The organism is Gramella sp. Hel_I_59 (assembly GCF_006714895.1).
GTDB lineage: Bacteria > Bacteroidota > Bacteroidia > Flavobacteriales > Flavobacteriaceae > Christiangramia.
Genome location: NZ_VFME01000001.1, coordinates 2,531,830 through 2,551,827, shown reverse-complemented (window position 1 = coordinate 2,551,827; position 19,998 = coordinate 2,531,830). Strand labels below are relative to the sequence as shown.

Here is a 19,998-nt window from a genome sequence, read left to right as displayed (position 1 = left end):
ATGCTATTTTCAGGCTGCAGATATTTCAGTATAACATGAAATTTAGCCCTAATAATTTCAGCAGTTCTAGCTGCTAAATTGTTCCGAAACTTTTTCAGCTTTTCTGCTTTCAGAATAATCATAGAAACCTTCACCAGATTTCACCCCAATCTTGCCTGCGCGAACCATATTGGTAAGTAGTGGGCAAGGTGCATATTTTGGGTTTTTAAAGCCATCATACATCACTTCCAGAATGGAGTGACAAACATCAAGACCAATAAAATCTGCCAGTTGCAGTGGTCCCATAGGATGTGCCATTCCAAGTTTCATCACAGTATCGATCTCGTAAACTCCTGCAACGCCATTGTAGAGAGTTTCGATCGCCTCGTTGATCATAGGCATTAGAATCCTGTTTGCCACAAATCCCGGGTAATCATTCACCTCTACCGGCACTTTATTTAATTTCTTCGAAAGCTCCATGATCGTATTGGTGATCTCATCGCTGGTGTTGTAACCGCGAATGATCTCTACTAACTTCATGATTGGCACAGGATTCATAAAGTGCATTCCAATAACTCTTTCAGGATTAGAAACTGCAGCGGCGATCTGGGTAATCGAAATAGAGCTGGTGTTAGTTGCCAGGATAGTTTTCGCTTCAGTATTCGCATCAAGATCCTTAAAGATCTTCAGTTTAAGGTCTGTGTTTTCTGTCGCGGCCTCTACAACAAGGTCTACATCTTTAACTCCTGCAGCAATGCTGGTAAAAGTGCTAACGTTAGATAAGGTCTTATTTTTGTCATCTTCGGAGATCTTTTCTTTGGATACCATTCGATCAAGGTTCTTTGAAATAGTATCCATTCCTCGTTTCAGGCTATCTTCAGAAATATCGATCAAATTTACTTTATATCCGCTTTGGGCAAAGGTATGTGCGATCCCATTTCCCATCGTTCCGGCTCCTATTACGGCAATATTCTTCATAGAAATATAGATTTTAAGTGTTCCGGTTTGCTTCGCTTCGGAAACATCCTGAACAGTATTTTAGTTTAAATATTAAAATTGGCGATCACCTGGTTGGCAACTTTAAGGGCATTTGCCGCCTGTTGCATGGTAACCACTGGTTCGGTATTATTGTGGATAGCTTCAGCGAAACTTTCCAGTTCTTCAAGAATGGCATTGTTGGCTGAAACATCTGGATTATCAAAATAGATCTGCTTTTTCACTCCTTCAGCATTCTGTAGGATCATTGCGAAATCATCTGGATCTTGTGGAGCATCCTTCATTTTCACGACCTCGCATTTTTTCTCCAGAAAATCTACTGAAATATATGCATCACGCTGAAAGAATCTCGATTTTCTCATGTTCTTCATAGAGATCCTGCTCGCGGTAAGATTTGCCACACAACCATTTGCGAACTCTATACGCGCATTCGCAATATCTGGAGTGTCGCTAATTACTGAAACTCCGCTGGCATTGATCTTTACTACTTCAGATTTTACTACGCTCATCACCGCATCAATATCGTGGATCATAAGGTCAAGCACCACCGGCACATCTGTCCCACGCGGATTAAATTCAGCTAAACGATGCGCTTCAATGAACATTGGGTTTTCAATGCGATTTTTAACCGCCTGAAATGCAGGATTGAATCTTTCTACGTGACCAACCTGTCCTTTTACTTCATGCTTTTTCGCAAGTTTGATAAGTTCTTCCGCCTCCTCGTAGGTATTGGTAATAGGTTTTTCAATGAATAAATGTTTACCAGCAGTAATCACTTTTTTTGCAACATCAAAATGCGCGAGGGTAGGAGTGACCACATCGATTACATCTGCATCTGCAATAAGTTCATCCAGATTCTCATACATTTTGTAGCCAAATTCTTCTGAGATCTTTTTTGCATTTTCAGCATTCGCATCATAAAACCCGATGAGATCATATTTTTCTGACTGCTGTAATAATTTAAGATGAATTTTCCCGAGATGACCTGCACCCAGAACCCCTGCTTTCAGCATATATTTTGCATTTTTCACAAAAATAGCATTTTGATATTAAATACTTTACAATTACAGGCCAAATTGGGAGTGCAAATTACTTGGGAATAGTCGGCTTCTTTGCCTAATTTTATACCCGCAACAAAGCAAACCGGACTTGAAAGATACTTACAGACATCAGGGAAAAAGACAGCAATTAGTAAGAACGGTGGAGAAAAAGGGAATCACCGATAAGAAAGTGCTGGCTGCCATTGGAAAGATCCCAAGGCATCTGTTTATGGATAGCAGTTTTGAAGATCATGCATACCAGGACAAGGCATTCCCCATTGCGGCAGATCAAACTATTTCACAACCTTATACGGTAGCATTTCAATCTGAATTACTAGAAGTAAAACCCGGTGAAAAGGTGCTGGAAGTTGGAACTGGAAGTGGTTATCAAACGGCGGTTCTTTGTCTGCTTGGCGCGAAGGTCTTTAGTATTGAAAGACAAAAAGAATTATATAAAAAGACCAAAACCTTTTTGTCGAAGATCGGTTATAGGCCTAAATATCTAAGTTTTGGTGATGGTTACAAGGGAATCCCTGAATATGCCCCTTATGACAAGATTATTGTTACGGCCGGTGCGCCGGAAGTTCCTATGGATCTGCTGAGTCAGTTAAAAGTCGGGGGACGTCTGGTCATCCCGGTAGGAACAGATGTGCAGATCATGACCCTGTTTATTCGAAAATCTCCAAAAGAGTTTGATAAAACTGAATACGGAAACTTTAGATTTGTACCACTGCTTCAGAATAAGAACTAAATAACATCTCGAAAGTTGAGATCAAAGCATAAAAAAAGCTCCTGTGAAGGAGCTTTTTATTTTTTATGTGTTCCGCAATTATTCTGAATCTTTTTCGATTGGTTTATCAACCACGATTCTTTCATCACGGTTAGCGATCTCCCAGGCAGTAAGAAATACTAATTGTGCACGTTTGGCTAACAGGTCGTATTCGATTTTATCTGGAGTATCGGTCATTTTGTGATAATCGGCATGAGTCCCGTTAAAATAGAAAATGATCGGAATATTGTTTTTTGCGAAGTTATAGTGATCACTTCGGTAATAAAATCTGTTTGGATCGTTCTCGTCGTTATACTTATAGTCAAGATCCATATTCACAAATTTAGTGTTTACGTTCTCACTTAATTCATGAAGATCTGTGCTTAGCTTATCACTTCCAATTAGATACACGTAGTCTTCTTTCCCTTCATGATCAGGATCGATTCTACCAATCATATCGATATTAAGGTTTGCTACGGTATTAGCAAGTGGGAAAATTGGTTCATCTGTATAAAATTTAGAACCAACCAGTCCTTTTTCTTCACCAGTTACATTCAGGAAAAGAATAGAACGTTTTGGTGTGTATCCATCTTTGCTGGCTTCAACAAAAGCTTCAGCGATTTCAAGAACCCCAACGGTACCAGAACCATCATCATCTGCACCATTATAAACATTTCCTTCATCGTCCATCCCAACATGATCGTAATGAGAAGAAATAACAAGGATCTCATCAGGCTTTTCAGAACCTTTTAAAAATGCAACGACATTCTCTGTCGGTTTTACATTCCCTCTTTTGAAATAACTTACAGGTACTTCCTGGTAATAGTCATCACCGCCAATTGGAGAAGGTAGGTTGAGACTTTTATATTCGTTCTTAAGATATTCTGCAGCCATTTTCTGACCAGGCTCTCCAGTCTCACGACCTTCAAATTCATCACTGGCAAATGTATAAAGATGTTCCTTAAGTTCTTCGGAAGTGATCGTGTTAGCATATTCCATAGGATCTGCATTCTCGATCTTCTTGTTATGGGCGCTACATGCGGCTAAAAGGGCAGGTAAGGCCAGAAACCAAATTTTTTTCATATTATAAATTAGTTATTCATTAATGCCGCCAATATAGCGGTTTTGATGTAAAGGATATGAATGTCCCTTAGTAAATAGACTAAGAGAAGTTCAGAAGGTTTAAATTGAATTGCATACTTACTGAGGAAATTAACTTAGAATCTGAAAATTTATTGACTAATGCAAATGCATGTGGATGAGTATTTTCCAAGTTTTCTACTGGTTGCGTAATGCTTTTTTGATGGCTTCTATAGCTAGGGGTTCCATGATTCGATATGCAATGGAATTAGGATGTACTCCATCTTCGGAAAATCTTTTCGGTAGTCCCTTGTTTTCATCACGCAACGAGTCAAAATAATCGAGGTAGACATATCCATTCTCTTGTGTGAAATTCTGAAGCCAGGCTTTCAGTACCTCTATTTTGGAAACAGGTTTCAACCCGGGTCGCCATGGATAATTGTTAACCGGAAGCACCGAACTTAGTATCACTTTAATATTTTTCTTTTCTGCCAGGTATGCCATGGCTTTGATATTGTCGGTAATCATTTTGATGGAAGAGGTTCCTGTGTTCTCGGTGATATCATTCGTTCCTCCTAAAATTACTACTGCTTTTGGATTTAGATCTAGTACATCTGCCGTGAATCTTATAAGCATTTGTGGAGTGGTTTGGCCGCCAATACCTCTACCAAGATAATTGTTGCTGTCAAAAAATTTTGGATGAAGATTCGCCCATGCTTCTGTAATTGAGTCGCCCATAAAAACTACTTCCGGCCATATTGAACTTTGCGTAATTTTTATGTTCTCTTCGCGATACTTATTTAAAGCTGCCCAATCCTGCTCCATAATTCTGTTAGAATTTCGTATAAAGATTGAAAGAAAAGTAAATAAAAATAGAAGCTAAAATTTCTATTGAATTTTTCAAAGTAAATTATTAATATGAAATTGACTGATATAGAAGCAGCTACGAAAAAAGAAGAAAAAGTTTAGAAATTAGTTGTTGAAAATTAAAAAAGCTTGTTATATTTGCACCCGCAATCAGCAAATAGCTGATAGGACACTCAGGAGAAATGGCAGAGCGGTCGAATGCGGCAGTCTTGAAAACTGTTGAGGGTCACACCTCCGGGGGTTCGAATCCCTCTTTCTCCGCAGAAAAGCCCCGTATCTCAATGATAACGGGGCTTTGTATTTTTAGGTGTTGAATTAGGTGTTGTTTGTTCCATTTTTAAATCAAATGAGTTCTAGCAAGAATATTCTAGGGATCACCAATCAGATCTCAATTTTTGAAAGCTATTCTTGCAATATTACTAAGCTTTTTCTTTTTTTATATGTTATTTTGCTGGCGACTTATAATTACAAGTAAGTTTGTAGTATTCTAATATGAAGTTTTCGAATTACTTAAACAATTTTTGTTTAATTTCTACATGATCGATAAAGAAGTTTTAGTTGAAAAGCCATTTTTGCGATGGGCAGGTGGTAAGCAGAAATTAATTACAGAGATCATTAACAATCTTCCTTCAAATACCATTACAAATTATTTTGAACCCTTTTTAGGTGCTGGAAGTCTATTCTTTCAGTCATCTTTTCCTTCCTCAACTATATCTGATGTAAATTTTCCATTAATAAATTCTTATAATTCCATTAAAAGTAACTTCGAAAAGATAAGTGAACTTTTAAAATTTCACGCGAAACGTTTCGAAAGGAATCATGAATATTATTACAAGATTCGAGAGGATTACAACAAAAATATTAGAAGGTCTGGTTACGAACAAGCTGGTAGATTTATTTTTCTTATTCACACCAATTATAATGGTATGTACAGGATTAACAAGCGAGGGAGTTATAATGTTCCATTAGGTAAGACCAAACCTAGTCTGCCTGCATACGATCATCTTTCAGCTATAAGCTTGAAACTTCAAGATACCACGATATTAGCCAGAGATTATAAATCTGTAGTAACAGATATTAAAAGGAACGATTTTGTCTACATGGATCCCCCTTATCCACCTTATGATTGGTCTAATCATCAGCGTCAATATACTAAAGATCATTTCACAAAAAATGATCATTTAGAGTTGGCAGAATACGCATCCAATCTGGCTAATAACGATTCCTATGTCCTTATCTCGTACCCAGATATTGAATTTATAAGGAAGCAGTATAAACATTGGAATATAATTCAGCTTGACACTGTAAGAAGCATTAGTGGTAAAAAAATAAGGAAGAAAATACCAGAAATAATTATAAAAAACTATTGATACCTGGAATGAAGTTATGTATAATTAGTGATTTGCACTGTACTGAAAAAAAAGGTAATAGTTCTTTTTTTTATTCAGATATTCCTGATGTGCCTATTAACCAGAATCCAATTTCTTCAATTTTGAAAAAAATTGGTGAGGATAAGTCAACTCATTCTGATATTGTCCTGTGTTTGGGAGACCTAGGAGATAAAGCTTATAAGCAAGGAATTAAATCAGCTTGGGAAGGATTGAACAGAATAAAAAATGAGATGAATGCCGAAATCTTAATTGGAATACCTGGAAACCATGATGTAAATTCGAGAAAAACATATGTAGGTGAAAAGCCATTTGAGTACATAGAGAATTTTAGTATTAATTTTCCAACACCTGATAAAGAATCGAACCTAAAGTTCTGGCAGGAGGGCTATTGTATTTACGAATTTAAAGATTTTGAAATTCTGATGATAAATACAGTTCTCAATCATATAGATGAAGCGAGTGCGGGAATTTCAGAAATTTCACATAGAACATTGGAAGCCATAGAAGAAGAACTGAATTCTGATGAACAAAAAATCAAAATATGTATACTACATCACCATCCAATTAAACATTCAAATATAGAAAATTGGAGAGACGCTGATTCACTGGATCGCGGGGATACATTGTTGACAATTTTAAATAGGTACAATTACGATTTAGTTATTCATGGTCATAAGCATCAACCAAGAATTGTAGAGAGGGATGGTCTTACGATCTTTGCTAGTGGGAGTTTCTCTTCATTTGAGAATTTACAAGGGACTGGTTTTAAAACAATGTTTCACGTGGTGGACATAAAATCAAAAAGCAAAGGAAAAATATTTTCATGGGAATATAATATTCAAAATGGCTGGGAGGTAGAATTAAACCATCGTTTTCCACCAGAAATTGGATTTGGAGAAAGAGTAAATTTAAATACATTAGCTAAGAAGATAAAAACAACTTTTGATAGTTTTAATTCAGATGCTGTTTTGTATGAAAGCGTGATGTTGGCAAATCCTGAATTAGATTACATGACTCCAGAAACTCTGATCAAATTGGGAGATTTATTAAACAAGCAATTTAATTTAGTTCCTCAGCCGGAATTTCCATTAAAACCAGCTGTTTTAACCAGTAGATGAAATGATTGATAAACTTTTACTGTACGATACATTCAATGCCCGATATTTTTCCTTCAAAGACATTTCGGAATCATTTGTAGTAAATGATGAATATCGTGAATTAGCCAAGGATAGTAGCATGTTGTTGATGGGATCTAGAGGCTGTGGCAAAACAACATTACTGAAAATGCTTACTCCTGCTGGATTAGCCTACTGGAACGACGAAGAATCGTCATCCATTAAGGATAATATTAAATTTACTGGTGTTTATGTACCATCAGATATCCAATGGAAAAACCAATTCGATTATTTAAGGAAACATCTTAAAAATGAAAATTCAGTTGTAGAAATAATTATTGAATTTTTATTTTCCTGTAATATTAATATTGCTTTATGTAAAACATTTAAATCAATTCTTGATTTCCAAGTTTCAGATCCCCTGGTCAAAATTCAGAAAGAGTATAAAATAAGTAAAGGTTTAATTAGTAACTGGGAGTTACCCACAAACACAATACCTAACCTTGATAATGTAGAGTTGGAAATATTACAGCGAGTTAGGCAAATTAACAACTTGATTAAGAAGTTAATTTTTAGTGGTAAGCAGAAAGATTTTCGTGGAAACCTCCCTAATTATGTTTTTAACGAATTTTTCGATCTGACCAAGCTAGGTTGTAAAGTAGTAGAGGAAAATATTGATTTTAAAGATAATATGAAGTGGGCGCTATGCTTCGATGAGCTCGAAATAGTTCCAAAGTTTTTACAAATGAAATTAGTTTCGTTTCTCAGAAGCGTTGACCAAAAATTTATATTTAAGTTAACTACTACTCCTTTATTTGATATTGAAAACAATGAAATAGATGTTACTCAGGGGAATGATTTTAGTTCAGTCAAACTTTGGGTATATGACGAAGAGGGCCTTAATAAGTGGTCAAGATTTTCTGCTCGCTTAATTGAGAAAAAGATTATAAATAAATATGACAGTGGTGTCCTTGATGTAAATAGCATATTTGGAGAATGGATATTAAATACGCTAATAGTGGATGAGTTAAACAGCTTAAATTCCTTTGAAAAGGAACAGATAGGATATAAAAAAAATTCACAATTATATCCTTCTACAGCGAAAAAAAGTGCACTGTATTACCTTTTCAAACGATTAGCCATAATAGATGATTCATTTAAACAATTTATAGATAAAAGAGGTATTAATTCAGACGAACCCTTCACAAACGATCCAGCATTACAGAAAAGTGTTTTTCTGAAATATAAGGTTGATGCAATCTATCGATTGATTTATAAGAATAGAACGAGGCGCAATCCACCTATTCACTTTGGTGTACCTTATATTTATGAAATATGTGATGGTAATCCTCGGTTATTAATTGGGTTGATAAATGAGATTTTAAATCAAAATAACTCGGGTGATTTTCCAATTTCTAAAAATAGCCAGTCCAGCGTAATATCAGTTGCTTCTAAGAAATATTTCAACTTATTGAAAAATCATCCTGATTCTACGATTACTGTAAACAATTCGGATTTCAATTTGGCAACTGATTTGATCGATAAAATTGGAAACTTTTTTTTCCAAAAGTTAGTATCAAACGAGTTTCAAAAATCTTCACCTACAACCTTTATTGTAGACGTAGATATTAATGCAAAGATTGTAGCATTATTAGAGACGGCATTACATCTAGGTGCTATTGTTTATTTGGATCCTGTCGAGAGTTTGTCCAAAACAGGCGTAATTAATAAAAGGTTTAGATTGTCAGCATTTCTTACTCCAAGATACAAAATACCAAACCGGATTATTTCGTTTGTGAAATTAAGTGTTATTCTAAGAGGTGAAAAACCAACCAATCATCAAACTGAAATCTTCTAAAGATGTTTAAAGTACAACACTTCGAAAAATTAGAGAATATTAATAAAATCGATTTGTTCATTGGGGCATCCGGTTTTGAAAATAGGGCAACTTTCCAAGCAAACAAATTTCGATCAATTATAAAAAATGGACTTGTAATTTGTTTTGATCACTACAAAAATTCCAAAAATAGAATCAAGAACGATACGAGATATAAGCAATTAGGTTTCGAATTTTATCTGGCCGAAGAGCATGAGAATGAAACACTTTTCTTAAATAAAATTTCTCTTGCCGTTGAAAAGGTTATCTCAGAAAATGATGATCCTGTAATCTATCTTGATTATTCTTCCATGAGCCGTAATTGGTACTCTTATATAATTTATTCAATTTTTCATATTGATAAGAAAAATAAAGCAAAAATTCTGTTCGGATATTCACATGCAGAGCATGTTAATGAAAAGCCCGATCAATCCCCTAACAGAATTGTCGAACCTTTATACGGTTACTGTAATTTTGGAATACCAACTAAACCTACTTCATTAGTCATTGGGTTAGGTAACGAACCTAATAAAGTTTTCGGATTGAAGGAATATTTCGATGCAATTCCTTACATTTTTCATACAGATCAAAGTTATAATTCAAACTACTATACTGAAGCCAAACAGATACTCAAAACGATTTTAACCCAAGTTGCTGAAAAAAATGTATATGAATATCCAATTATGGATTTAGAATATACTTATTTTTTAATGGATAATCTTTGTACTCAATTAATCAAAGAAAATAGAGTTATTTTAGCACCATGTGGTCCTAAACCGTTCACTTTATTATGCTTACTCTTAGCATTAAAACATGAAGATATGCTTGAAGTTTGGCGAATTTCAGCTGGAAAGGAAATCCCCATGAATGATCGAAAGCCAACAGGTGAAATAACTATCCTGGAATTGATTTTTCCAGATTAACTGGTAACCAGAAGAAAAATTCACGCTTTCAGTTTTAATTTTCTTCAAAATAGGTTCTAATAAAATTTATTATTTGCCCGGAACTTGCTTCTAGCATATTTTCAAAATAATTTTCATCAGAATTTAATTTTTCCAAAGTCTGCATACTGCCCAGGTTTAATGGGTTTTGATCTGGTGTAGTAATATCACTTACAACTGGCCAACAGGAACTTAATCTATAATCCCCATCTCTTTTAAATTCATAATTACTTTGTTCATCGTAAATTCCAATAAATATGCGTCCATTATTATTTTTACTTTTTCCTGAGAATGATTCGATACCAAACTTAATGGCTTTTTGATTTGGAACGCTTGGAGTCAACCATATTTTTGAATAGGTATGATTGATAGGATGACTCGGTTGTACAATACATTGTGTTAGTGAATCATTCAGTTTTTTCAGGAGTTCTGATCTGAATCTTTCTCTGATCTTATTGACAACATTTTGATAATGTGTACGTATAAACTCAGCCTCGTTAAGATTATTTGCAATAAGCTTGTTTAATTTATCTTCTAATGGCCTATCCATAGTAATGGTAAGTTTTTGTATTAGTATGTAGTATTGCCTAATTGCATTTTCAACTATAGAGCCTTCTTTGGTAATATTTAGACAATTCTCTAACCATTTTAAAATCTGAAATTTATAAGAGATAATTTTAAAATCAGATTTTGCTAAAGTATGCAAACTTTCCTTCGTGGGTGACTTTCCAAAAAGATTCAAATAGTACAATGCACACATGTTCCCTTTATACAAACTATATCTATATAATTGATTTTTTTGATCACCTGCATTAATTTTGTTTTCGATAGCTATCGCTTTCCCAGATGGAAAGGTAATCAGTATATCTATAAAACCTCCGCTGTCGTAAGCTTGAGAAATAGTGCCAAGAGGATATTCAGCTTTCACTTTAACAAGCTTTAAATTTTCATTCTGATAGTCTCTATATCCGATCTCTTCCAGAAATAGCTTTAAAAATAGTTCGTCATAATAATGATTTCCAGTAGGGTCCAATAAGGCAACCAACATTGCCGAATGCGTTTTGGTTTCTTTAGTCTCCATATCTAAAATGGAAAAGATATTAAAGTCTTCGCCTTTTTCTTTAATATCGTCCTGGTGCGTTTTTACAATTTCACCGGACTCGTAAAGTAAGTTTTCTGCTTTTGACAAGTCCATAACTACAATTCCCCTTTAAAAGCCTGATCCAACAAACTGCTCTTTAAGACTTTTAAATGATTGAGTTTTTGGGTTTGAAATTCTATTATTTTAGATTGATTTTTCATTGCTACATCAAACTTTCTAACCAATTTTTCTTGTTCTTTTATTGAAGGAACAGGAACAATCATATTGTCTATATTTTCTTTACCAATGTTTGGTTGCGCACCCTGATTAACTTTGGAGGCAACAAGATCTTGAAAAATTGAAGACATTAAAACATACATTAAAAATCGTTTGATACTTTTCCCTTCTATATTAAAGAAATTTCCGACACGATAGTTTTGAACTAAATCTCCATAATCTTCACTCACCCAAGTTACTTTCCCCAAAGTACCACCAGTTAACGCCATCAACAAATCCCCCTTATATATTCTGTCTCCTTCAAATTCATTCAATCTTGATGATTCAATATAATTACAATTAGAAAGGTTTAGTGATCCATCTTTTTTACATTGACCAATTTTCACCACAGGAATTCCTGAATCGACAAAATCATATTTTCTAAATTGATGTCCATGCCTTAAAGATGCAAATTCAGTGAATTTTAATGTCGGCCAACCTTTTCCTTTTACTCTCTGAAACTCCTCATCCAATACACTCCCCATCAAAGCTTCTGTGTTGGAAATATTTTCTTCTAACAAGCTAATAGCTTGATCGATCCTTTCAAATAATCTGTCTAATTTGCCAATAATATGTTTTTGTTCGGCTAATGGGGGAACAATATGGGAAAAAGTTCTTTGTTTTGTTATTGGAACTTGGTTCCTAGTAGCTTGTCCCATCACCTTTAAATATTGATTTTTAAATACCTGAGAACTTAGATAATGTTTTAGATACTCGGGTTTTAAAAATTTTTCATTACATCGGTAATATGTTAAACTCGTTCCAAGAATAACAAAATCTTCATCTGTGTCTAAGAGGGCAACAGGCCCCACAGTAGCATTATGAGCAAATAAGACGTCTCTATTTTTAGCTACACCTTTTTTAAATTTTTTAGCTCTTTCATTAGATAAATATTTCGCTTTTTCAAACGAGATAGAATCACCTTCAATGCAATTAGCTGAAATATATGGAACTCCTTTCTCTATAAACTCTTCCTTACGCGGATAAAGGCTACCATGATTACCATCTAGATGACTTAAAATAATATTATTGTCAATTAAATCTTGTAAGGAATAAGTTTTCCAATTTTCAGGAAGATCTTTAATATTATTATCCATCAATCAAACTTTCAATTTGGTTCATCAACTCATTTATTTTAATGTCATTTTGTTTGATGGAAGTCAATAGTTCTTTAGGTGTTCTATGTACTACTTCCACCACTTTATGCGGGTTTTTAGCGCTTAGGTCGTAATCTTTAATATCAGCTACGTTTACTGTCCAGTCGTTGCATCCTTCTCCTGTTTTAGCGTTGGTTGCGTTGCGTTCTTCTGGGTGGTGAAAGAGATGTATAAATTCTTGAAGATGCTCGTAGGTAATGGGTTTGTTTTTGGTAAGCTTGTAAGGTGGTGTTACGTCATAATACCAAATGTCATTGGTAGCTCCTTTGCGGTCAAAATAAAGTACATTCGTTTTTACACCACTATACGGCAAAAACACACCACTAGGTAGGCTCAAGATTGTATGGACATTAAAATTTTCTAAGAGATTTTGCTTTACTTTAGTAAACGCATTATTGGTCTGAAAGAGTACACCTTCTGGCACAACAATAGCTGCACGCCCTTCTAACTTCAACATCTTCATAAAATGCTGTAAGAATAAGATTTCAGTAGCATTGCTTTCTACCGGAAAATTCTGCTGTATTTGTTTCTTTTCCTTTCCGCCAAAGGGTGGATTAGCTAAAATAACATTGTGCCGGTCTTTCTCTTGAAAATCACGTATGTTTTGGGTTAAGGTATTCCCTTTAAAAACATTGGGACTTTCAATACCGTGTAGAATCATATTCATCATTCCCATTACATAACCCATACTTGTTTTTTCCTGCCCAAAAAAAGTGTCATTCTGAATGGTTTCCCATTCTCTGGCTGATAGCTTTTCTTTCTTGTTTCCTGCAGTCAGGTAATCAAAAGCTTCCACCAAAAAACCACCACTTCCTATGGCACCATCATAAATAGTATCGCCAACCTCAATACGGGTGGTATCTACCATAGCTTTTATAATTGCTCTTGGGGTATAGAATTCGCCAGAGTTACCACCGTCACTTCCCATACTTTGCAAAAGTGTTTCGTAGACTTGTGAAAGCTCAAACAATTCGTCACTGCTTTGAAAATCTAAGGCATCAATAATATCTAGTACTTCACGTAAGGTGTGTCCGCTCGCGATACGGTTATCCAAATATTCGAAAATTGCTCCTATTTTATAGCTTAAGGATTTAGGATCGTTCGTGGCATTCTTAAAAGCTTTTAGATATGGAAAGAACGTATTGTTGACAAACTCAATCAAATCGTCTCCAGTTAACGCACGCTTCACATCTAATTTTCCATTTTCATCTTTTGGGGATGCCCATTCGTTCCAACGTAAATCCTTCCGAAGCACATAATTGTAGTGTTTGCCTTCTAAAAAAGCTTCATCTGCTCTATTGTCTTCATAGTCATTTAAGAATTTTAAAAATAAGATCCAGGAAATTTGTTCTGTGTAGTGCATGGCGCCAGAAATCCCATCGTCACGACGCAAAATATCAGTAATCCTATCTATGCTATTTTGTATACTCATTGATCTCTTAAATTATCACGCAGAATTTTTATCCTGCTCTGTAAATGTTTTCTTGTAATTTATAATAGGCGCCTAAAAGTGTTTTCATATCGCCAAAGGCTGTTTTGGCATCTTTTGAGGTGCCGAGTTTTAGCTTTACCAAATCACCCAATTTATCGCGCTGTAATTCTTCAATCCCATATTCTTCGTAATGCTTGAGAACAAACTCTAAAAAATCTTTAGCTTCCAGGTTTTTGTAAACTTCAAAAAATTGCACATCGTCTTTTACAAATTTAACGCGTTGCTTACGTGTCATTAATTCCGATGAAAAAGAAATATGTGATAACACATCAAAAATGTCACAATCGGGAGTAGCTATCATATCACGCAAATCATTGAGTTGCACATTATCAAAACCTAAATCACCTAGTTTTGTTAGTAAATCTGCACGCGTATCTGGGTTAGACCAAATTTTACGCAAATGAGCTTCATCTTTATAGATGGCAGGTAATTCTCCAACCAATCTTTCCAAAAACTCCCTTACTGTGAGTGGCTTTCCGTTTTCATCTATATAGCGCACATCGATATCAGTTACTTTTAATTGTCTACCGTTAGATAGCTCCACAATGAGCTTTTCCTTTCGCTCGTAATCTTCCTGATCTTCTTTTGCTTCTAATCTTATTCGTTTTTTACGTTCTTGTTTTTCCTTTCCATAACCTTCGCCACCATCTGCAGGGTCTTCTGGTTCGCCATCCCAATTAGCATCGTAAAACAGGTTGGTAGCTCCCACAAAGTCAATAATCGTAAAGAAATCTTTTCCTTCAAAAATACGGGTGCCTCTTCCAATAATTTGTTTAAACTCTACCATAGAACCTATAGGAGCAGTTAAGATCACATTGCGAACATTCCGTGCATCAACGCCTGTGGTCAACATTTTTGAAGAAGTTAAAATTACTGGTATATCTCTATCATTATCCTGAAAAGCTTCCAAAAAATCGCGACCATTTTTACCTTCATCGCTAGTAACACGCACACAGTAATTTGGATCTGAAACTTTTTTATGCTTGTTTATATAATCTCTTAAATCTAAGGCGTGATCTTGATTGGAGCAAAAAACTATACTTTTCTCCATTTCACCAATTTGTTCTAAGATGATCTTAGCCTCTAAATCTGTACGCTGATTGATGGTAATATTTTTGTTATAATCGCTTATTTCATACCTGTCTTTCGTTACTTCCCCTTGAATGACTTTGCTATCATTGGTATGGATATATTCGTCGATATTGGTGGTGATGCGTTTAACTTTGTAGGGAGTTAAAAATCCATCTTGTATACCTTCCTTTAGGGAATATTCATAAATAGGCTTTCCAAAATATTTGTAGGTGTCTACGTTATCATCACGTTTTGGTGTAGCGGTTAGGCCTAAATGTACTGCTGGACTAAAATGATCTAAAATAGCTCGCCAAGATCCTTCTTCATTTGCACTTCCTCTATGACATTCATCAATTACAATTAAATCGAAGAAATCTTCCGGGTATTCCTTGTAGTATCCACCAATATCTTCCCGTTCTGCAATAGCCTGATAAATCGCAAAGAATATAAAAGCATTGGTAGGAACAACGCCATTTCGTTTTCTTATTTCTTCCCCATCAATTTTGATCACATCATTTTCATAGGGATTAAACGTGTTAATCGCCTGGTCTGCAAGAACATTTCGATCAGCTAAAAATAAAACTCGAGGTCTTCTATCATCTCCATCCAAATTCCATTTTGTCTGTAATAATTTATGTACAATTTGAAAGGAAATAAATGTTTTACCCGTTCCAGTAGCTAGCGTTAATAACATACGCTTATCTCCATCGGCAATATGTTCCATAACTTTATTGACCGCAATTTCCTGATAGTATCGTGGTGCAAAATTTCCGGTTAATAAGAATGGAACATTATGAAGTTTCTCTTTGAGTTTATTTTTCTTTCTAAAAAGTCTGTCATAAAGAGATTGGGGGGTAGGGAAGTTCTCAATATAATCTCCTTTTCCAGAGCGTCTATCAAACTCGTAAATACGCTTCCCATTAGTTGCATATACAAAGTTGATCTTTAGTTTTTCGGCATATTCCAAGGCTTGTTGCAAACCTTTAGTAGGATGATCATCCAACTTTTTAGCTTCTACTATTGCTAAATTTTTGCTGTTAAACTTTAAAAGATAGTCTAAGAAAAGTCGCTTACCTCTTTTGTTTCCCAACAATTTTCTACCATCGGTAAAATAATATTCTCGTACAATATGAATAGGCTCCCATTGATTTTCAACCAACTTAGGATCAATAAAATTTGCCCTGGTATCAGATTCAGATATCTTATTTCCCATCATCTATTTTACTTTATGAATTTTTTGATGTCACGACTTCCATGAAGTACCCGAACTATTCTAATATGATTATTGAAAATCCGGTAGAAAACAATATGAGATATAAAGGGAAAGCTAAATAGTCCTTCCTTAATTTCATCACGTTTTTTACCTATTAGTGGATTTTTTAGAAGAAGTTCAAAGTGAGTTCTCAAACCGATTAGATATTCAATAGCCTGATCCTGGCCAAATTTATTAACGCCAAATTCATATATATCATTAATATCTTCCTGAGTTTTCTTGGATAAAATATAATGATCCATTAAGATTTCCGCTTGGATTCAATAATCTGATCCATGGTCATGGAACTATCCGGGCCATCCCAGCCAAGTTCAATTTCTTTTCTGAGATCTTGAATAACTTTTTCTCGGTAAATACCGTGTAGTCTAAGGGCATCTCGAATTACCTCACTGTTGTTCTGGTACTCTCCAGAAGAAACCTGCTTGGAGATATATTCTTCCTGTTTTTTAGTGAAACTAATATTCATGGTTTATATCTATATATGATAAATATAGATATAAATAATTAAATAGAAAATTGATAAGATTTGAAAGTTTAGTGATGGGAGTAGGGTAACTATTTCCTTCTCAATTTACCATTTTCTATAATCGCCAAAACTTCTGATCCATCTTTAGATAGTACAAAATCATCTGTTCTTTCCTGACGTGTCTGTAGTATGGGATTAAAAAACGAAAAAGTGGTTTCGGCTTTTTTTGCAAGGAGTTCATTTTCATCCCTATCTTCATATTTAGCCAACGATATAGATTTTTGTTTTTCTACCTCTTTTAGCGCAGTCTGGGCTTTTTCAAGACCTCTTTGATTCATTTCACTAATAGACTTGTTGGCTGCTATTTTAGCAAGGTTATCAATACTGGAATCATCCAGTGATTCGTTTTCCTTCACAGCACTATCGATATTCAATCGAAAATTGTCTATCGACTTTTGAGCTTTTTCTATTTTTGATTGATACCTTTCTTTCAAAATACTAATGCTGTCTGCCACTGTAACGTCTGTAATTTCTAATTGCGAAACTTCAATCTTTAAATCGGTTTTAACTCCTTTAGCATCTTCTTGCAAAAAATTGATTATTGCCTGTTTTTGAGCATCTGTATTTTGTAGGCTATTACAAGCCATCATAGTAATAAGTAAAAATGGTAAAGCTTTCTTCATGATATTTTATTTAGGTTGGTCAATAAGATCTTTTTTGATAAGTGCAGAGATATATTTCAGTTCTGACTTATCGAGATTTGAAGCATAAAGCTTCTCCGAAATGGTGTTTATCTCAATATCTTCTTTGTACTCGCTAGGAATAGGATTGGGATATTTAAGTATGTAGTCTTTCAGATCATAATTGAATGTGGATTGACCTTTGCCATTTGCAGTGTCTTCAAAGTCCCATATACCATCGAGGTAAAATTTTTGTATTATTTTTTTTACCCGGGTATATTCATATTCGCTTAAACCGGCGAATAAAAACTTTTCAGCAATGTCTGGCTGATCATGATATTTCGCAAGAGTTTTCAAAATTTCAACTTCTTCGAAACTGTAACTTAGATGTGCTAACTGATTCATAGGCTTATATTAGAGATTAAGTAGCCTTTGATCCTGAAGTCCAAACACAAAAAAAGCGTGGAACTGCAACATGTCGGTACTAGAGGCATTGCCTTGCCTGCACACCAAACACAAGAGCAGCCCACGCCGTAACGTGGGCGCCTTGCTTTGATATTGGTGTGCATTAAAAAACGGCAATTTTCTAGTACCAAAATCAAAAGCTAAACGCTTAAGAATTTTATTTTATAAAAAATATATTTTTTATTCTATAGTTTATGTTTTTATAATTTTTAAATCTAAAATCTATATTTATTATTTCTAAAATTTATAGTTTTAAGGTTTTCTATTAATCTTAGTAACCAAAAATAGAATTTTTATTGGTTTAATGCTTTTGTTCTATAAGATATAAAAAACCTATTAGGGTACTACACTAATATGATTTTGCAATAAAACCATAAGATCACAAAATAACATTATTGCTTTAGAATAATAGAATTTAGTAGCATTAAAAACTTTGGGCTAATTTCGAACTTTCATCATTTTACCTTTTAGGCCCTTTAAAATCTCTTTTTATCACATTTTTTTGCTTATTAAGTCTTTTGCTTTCATCTATTTTTTTGATAAGTAGGTCTTTTTCCCGAGGAGAACCATTCTTTAAAATGTATTGATTATCAAATTTTTCAATGGCGGATCTTCTATAATTGAAAAGAGTATCAAAAGATTTTTCATTCTTATTGATCCATTTCATACGATCAAAACCTACTTGATAAGAATTTCCTCCTATACTTCGCTGGGTAGACCTTTCTTTGGTAGTAGGTGTTAGTTTTAATCGTTGAGTTTGATCTTTGCGACTTACGATAATATGAGCATGAGAGTTAAGTCCAGGTTTATAATCTCCTGAATTATATAAACCTCGCTTAACTTCTTCATCAGTACCTTTGAATTTTCTAAAGTGTTCGATTTTGGCGTAATACACGAGATCATTTCCTGTCTGCAATCCTTTATTTTGCCTGTTGAAATTCTCGGCGTAATTATCCATTATTTCCTTAATATAATTCTTTAAAAGATGATTGTATTTTCCATACTCGCTATTACTAAGCTGCCAGACGTTATCAATATTTTTCTTTTCAGTAGCCAGAGAAATAACATGTTTTAATTCTGCCTGACTAAAACTTATCGTTGGTGCAAAGTACTTTGCATCGGTTTTTCCAAGTTTTTTAATATTGCGGTCAATACTATCAATCACCTCAATTGGGCTTGTATCTTCCTTTTGATGATTAAAAAAATCTTGTTTTCTGTTTTCGAGTAAAGTGATTTCCTTTAAACTATTCTTTGTATTGATTGTCGCTTCTAACTCCTGATTTTCTTTATTGAGATAATTAACTAGCAACGTGCAACTTCCAGTGTTTTTAGCTCCAAGCGTACTATGTGGCTTACTAATAGGCATTAATCAAAGAGATTATTGATTTTAGATAATATACCGGACTTGTTCTTAGCATCGATTAGTTTAGCAATAGCTATAACTGCTTTTCGTTGTTTCTTAATTTCTGCTAATGCTGTATTGGCCCTTTCTCGTTCATAACGATCTATCCTACTAAGTTCTTCTATTAAAATCTTGTAAGAATTTTGAATCTCGTGTTTTTGCTCCTGAGAATAATCATACACCTCTTGGCGCAATGGTTTTAAAATATCCCTTTCTTGTATTCTAATAAAGGATATTAATCTCTTATCCAATTCTCTAACTGCCTTAGAAGGATTTTCATTCTTTGAATCCAAAGGATTAATGCCTGTTTTCTTAAAATACGTTATCATCTCTTCCACCAATTTGTAATAACTATATCCAAATGCCTCTGATAGTTTCGCAAGTTCTTTATGGTGGTATGCTGAAATTAAGATACTTTTTTTTGCCATTTTAATATTTTTTAGTCCTGATAATCAATTATATACATATATAAATATAGTTTTTGTATAAATTTATACAATCCAGTTATGATAGTTTAAGCCAGTGGTAGTAAGGGATTAGGCCTCGCAGAGCAAGTTGAAAATAGGGGAGTAGCCCCTGTT

The 19,998-nt window shown here is 34.4% G+C and carries 19 protein-coding genes and 1 tRNA gene; 6 read left to right on the top strand and 14 right to left on the bottom strand.

What is annotated here, in order from left to right; genetic code table 11:
- Positions 1–66: 66 nt before the first annotated feature.
- Complete coding sequence (locus JM79_RS11760) at positions 67–957, bottom strand: 3-hydroxybutyryl-CoA dehydrogenase (RefSeq protein WP_141878331.1); 891 nt, start codon at positions 955–957, stop codon at positions 67–69.
- Positions 958–1,022: 65 nt separating this feature from the next.
- Positions 1,023–1,988 (bottom strand): Gfo/Idh/MocA family oxidoreductase, encoded by a 966-nt coding sequence (locus tag JM79_RS11755; RefSeq protein ID WP_141879237.1) that lies wholly within the window; start codon positions 1,986–1,988, stop codon positions 1,023–1,025.
- A 136-nt stretch (positions 1,989–2,124) separates the two neighbouring features.
- Between JM79_RS11755 and JM79_RS11750 the strand changes: the two genes are divergently transcribed.
- On the top strand, positions 2,125–2,766 hold the full coding sequence (locus JM79_RS11750; protein ID WP_141878330.1) for a protein-L-isoaspartate(D-aspartate) O-methyltransferase: 642 nt from the start codon (positions 2,125–2,127) through the stop codon (positions 2,764–2,766).
- Positions 2,767–2,844: 78 nt separating this feature from the next.
- Here JM79_RS11750 and JM79_RS11745 read toward each other — a convergent pair whose 3' ends face one another.
- Together JM79_RS11745 and JM79_RS11740 are read right to left on the bottom strand one after the other, a co-directional pair.
- On the bottom strand, positions 2,845–3,867 hold the full coding sequence (locus JM79_RS11745) for a M28 family metallopeptidase (RefSeq protein WP_141878329.1): 1,023 nt from the start codon (positions 3,865–3,867) through the stop codon (positions 2,845–2,847).
- Between the two features lie 195 nt (positions 3,868–4,062).
- The gene (locus JM79_RS11740) at positions 4,063–4,689 is read right to left on the bottom strand and encodes an SGNH/GDSL hydrolase family protein (protein ID WP_141878328.1); all 627 of its coding nucleotides are present in this window, start codon (positions 4,687–4,689) and stop codon (positions 4,063–4,065) included.
- 218 nt (positions 4,690–4,907) lie between these two features.
- Between JM79_RS11740 and JM79_RS11735 the strand changes: the two genes are divergently transcribed.
- From JM79_RS11735 to JM79_RS11715, 5 genes are all read left to right on the top strand, one after another.
- Positions 4,908–4,992, top strand: a tRNA-Ser gene (locus tag JM79_RS11735).
- 275 nt (positions 4,993–5,267) lie between these two features.
- Positions 5,268–6,101, top strand: a complete 834-nt coding sequence (locus tag JM79_RS11730; protein WP_141878327.1) for a Dam family site-specific DNA-(adenine-N6)-methyltransferase — start codon at positions 5,268–5,270, stop codon at positions 6,099–6,101.
- An 8-nt stretch (positions 6,102–6,109) separates the two neighbouring features.
- On the top strand, positions 6,110–7,240 hold the full coding sequence (locus JM79_RS11725) for a metallophosphoesterase (protein WP_141878326.1): 1,131 nt from the start codon (positions 6,110–6,112) through the stop codon (positions 7,238–7,240).
- Position 7,241: 1 nt separating this feature from the next.
- Positions 7,242–9,095 (top strand): hypothetical protein, encoded by a 1,854-nt coding sequence (locus JM79_RS11720; RefSeq protein ID WP_141878325.1) that lies wholly within the window; start codon positions 7,242–7,244, stop codon positions 9,093–9,095.
- Positions 9,096–9,097: 2 nt separating this feature from the next.
- A complete protein-coding gene (locus JM79_RS11715) occupies positions 9,098–10,036 on the top strand; it encodes a hypothetical protein (RefSeq protein WP_141878324.1) in 939 nt (312 codons plus the stop codon).
- A gap of 34 nt (positions 10,037–10,070) precedes the next feature.
- On the opposite strand, the gene JM79_RS11710 is transcribed toward JM79_RS11715, so the two are convergent.
- The 10 genes from JM79_RS11710 to JM79_RS11665 form a co-directional block, all read right to left on the bottom strand.
- Positions 10,071–11,243 carry a PD-(D/E)XK nuclease family protein gene (locus tag JM79_RS11710; protein WP_221625453.1) on the bottom strand — a complete coding sequence of 391 codons (1,173 nt, stop codon included), beginning with the start codon at positions 11,241–11,243 and terminating at the stop codon, positions 10,071–10,073.
- Between the two features lie 8 nt (positions 11,244–11,251).
- Positions 11,252–12,508, bottom strand: coding sequence for a restriction endonuclease subunit S (locus tag JM79_RS11705; protein WP_141878322.1), 1,257 nt, complete (start codon positions 12,506–12,508; stop codon positions 11,252–11,254).
- Positions 12,501–14,000 (bottom strand): class I SAM-dependent DNA methyltransferase, encoded by a 1,500-nt coding sequence (locus tag JM79_RS11700; protein ID WP_141878321.1) that lies wholly within the window; start codon positions 13,998–14,000, stop codon positions 12,501–12,503. Before JM79_RS11700 ends, JM79_RS11705 begins: the two co-directional genes overlap by 8 nt.
- Before the next feature lie 28 nt (positions 14,001–14,028).
- Positions 14,029–16,347: a DEAD/DEAH box helicase family protein gene (locus tag JM79_RS11695; protein ID WP_260443425.1), complete on the bottom strand. Its 2,319-nt coding sequence runs from the start codon at positions 16,345–16,347 to the stop codon at positions 14,029–14,031.
- A 5-nt stretch (positions 16,348–16,352) separates the two neighbouring features.
- The gene (locus tag JM79_RS11690) at positions 16,353–16,646 is read right to left on the bottom strand and encodes a type II toxin-antitoxin system RelE/ParE family toxin (protein ID WP_141878320.1); all 294 of its coding nucleotides are present in this window, start codon (positions 16,644–16,646) and stop codon (positions 16,353–16,355) included.
- Positions 16,646–16,870, bottom strand: a complete 225-nt coding sequence (locus JM79_RS11685) for a type II toxin-antitoxin system ParD family antitoxin (RefSeq protein ID WP_141878319.1) — start codon at positions 16,868–16,870, stop codon at positions 16,646–16,648. The genes JM79_RS11690 and JM79_RS11685 overlap by 1 nt, the downstream gene beginning before the upstream one ends.
- A gap of 89 nt (positions 16,871–16,959) precedes the next feature.
- Positions 16,960–17,553 carry a hypothetical protein gene (locus JM79_RS11680; protein ID WP_141878318.1) on the bottom strand — a complete coding sequence of 198 codons (594 nt, stop codon included), beginning with the start codon at positions 17,551–17,553 and terminating at the stop codon, positions 16,960–16,962.
- Between the two features lie 6 nt (positions 17,554–17,559).
- Positions 17,560–17,955, bottom strand: coding sequence for a hypothetical protein (locus JM79_RS11675; protein ID WP_141878317.1), 396 nt, complete (start codon positions 17,953–17,955; stop codon positions 17,560–17,562).
- Between the two features lie 520 nt (positions 17,956–18,475).
- Complete coding sequence (locus tag JM79_RS11670; RefSeq protein WP_141878316.1) at positions 18,476–19,381, bottom strand: DUF5712 family protein; 906 nt, start codon at positions 19,379–19,381, stop codon at positions 18,476–18,478.
- Positions 19,381–19,845, bottom strand: coding sequence for a BfmA/BtgA family mobilization protein (locus JM79_RS11665; RefSeq protein ID WP_141878315.1), 465 nt, complete (start codon positions 19,843–19,845; stop codon positions 19,381–19,383). Before JM79_RS11665 ends, JM79_RS11670 begins: the two co-directional genes overlap by 1 nt.
- Positions 19,846–19,998: the final 153 nt, after the last annotated feature.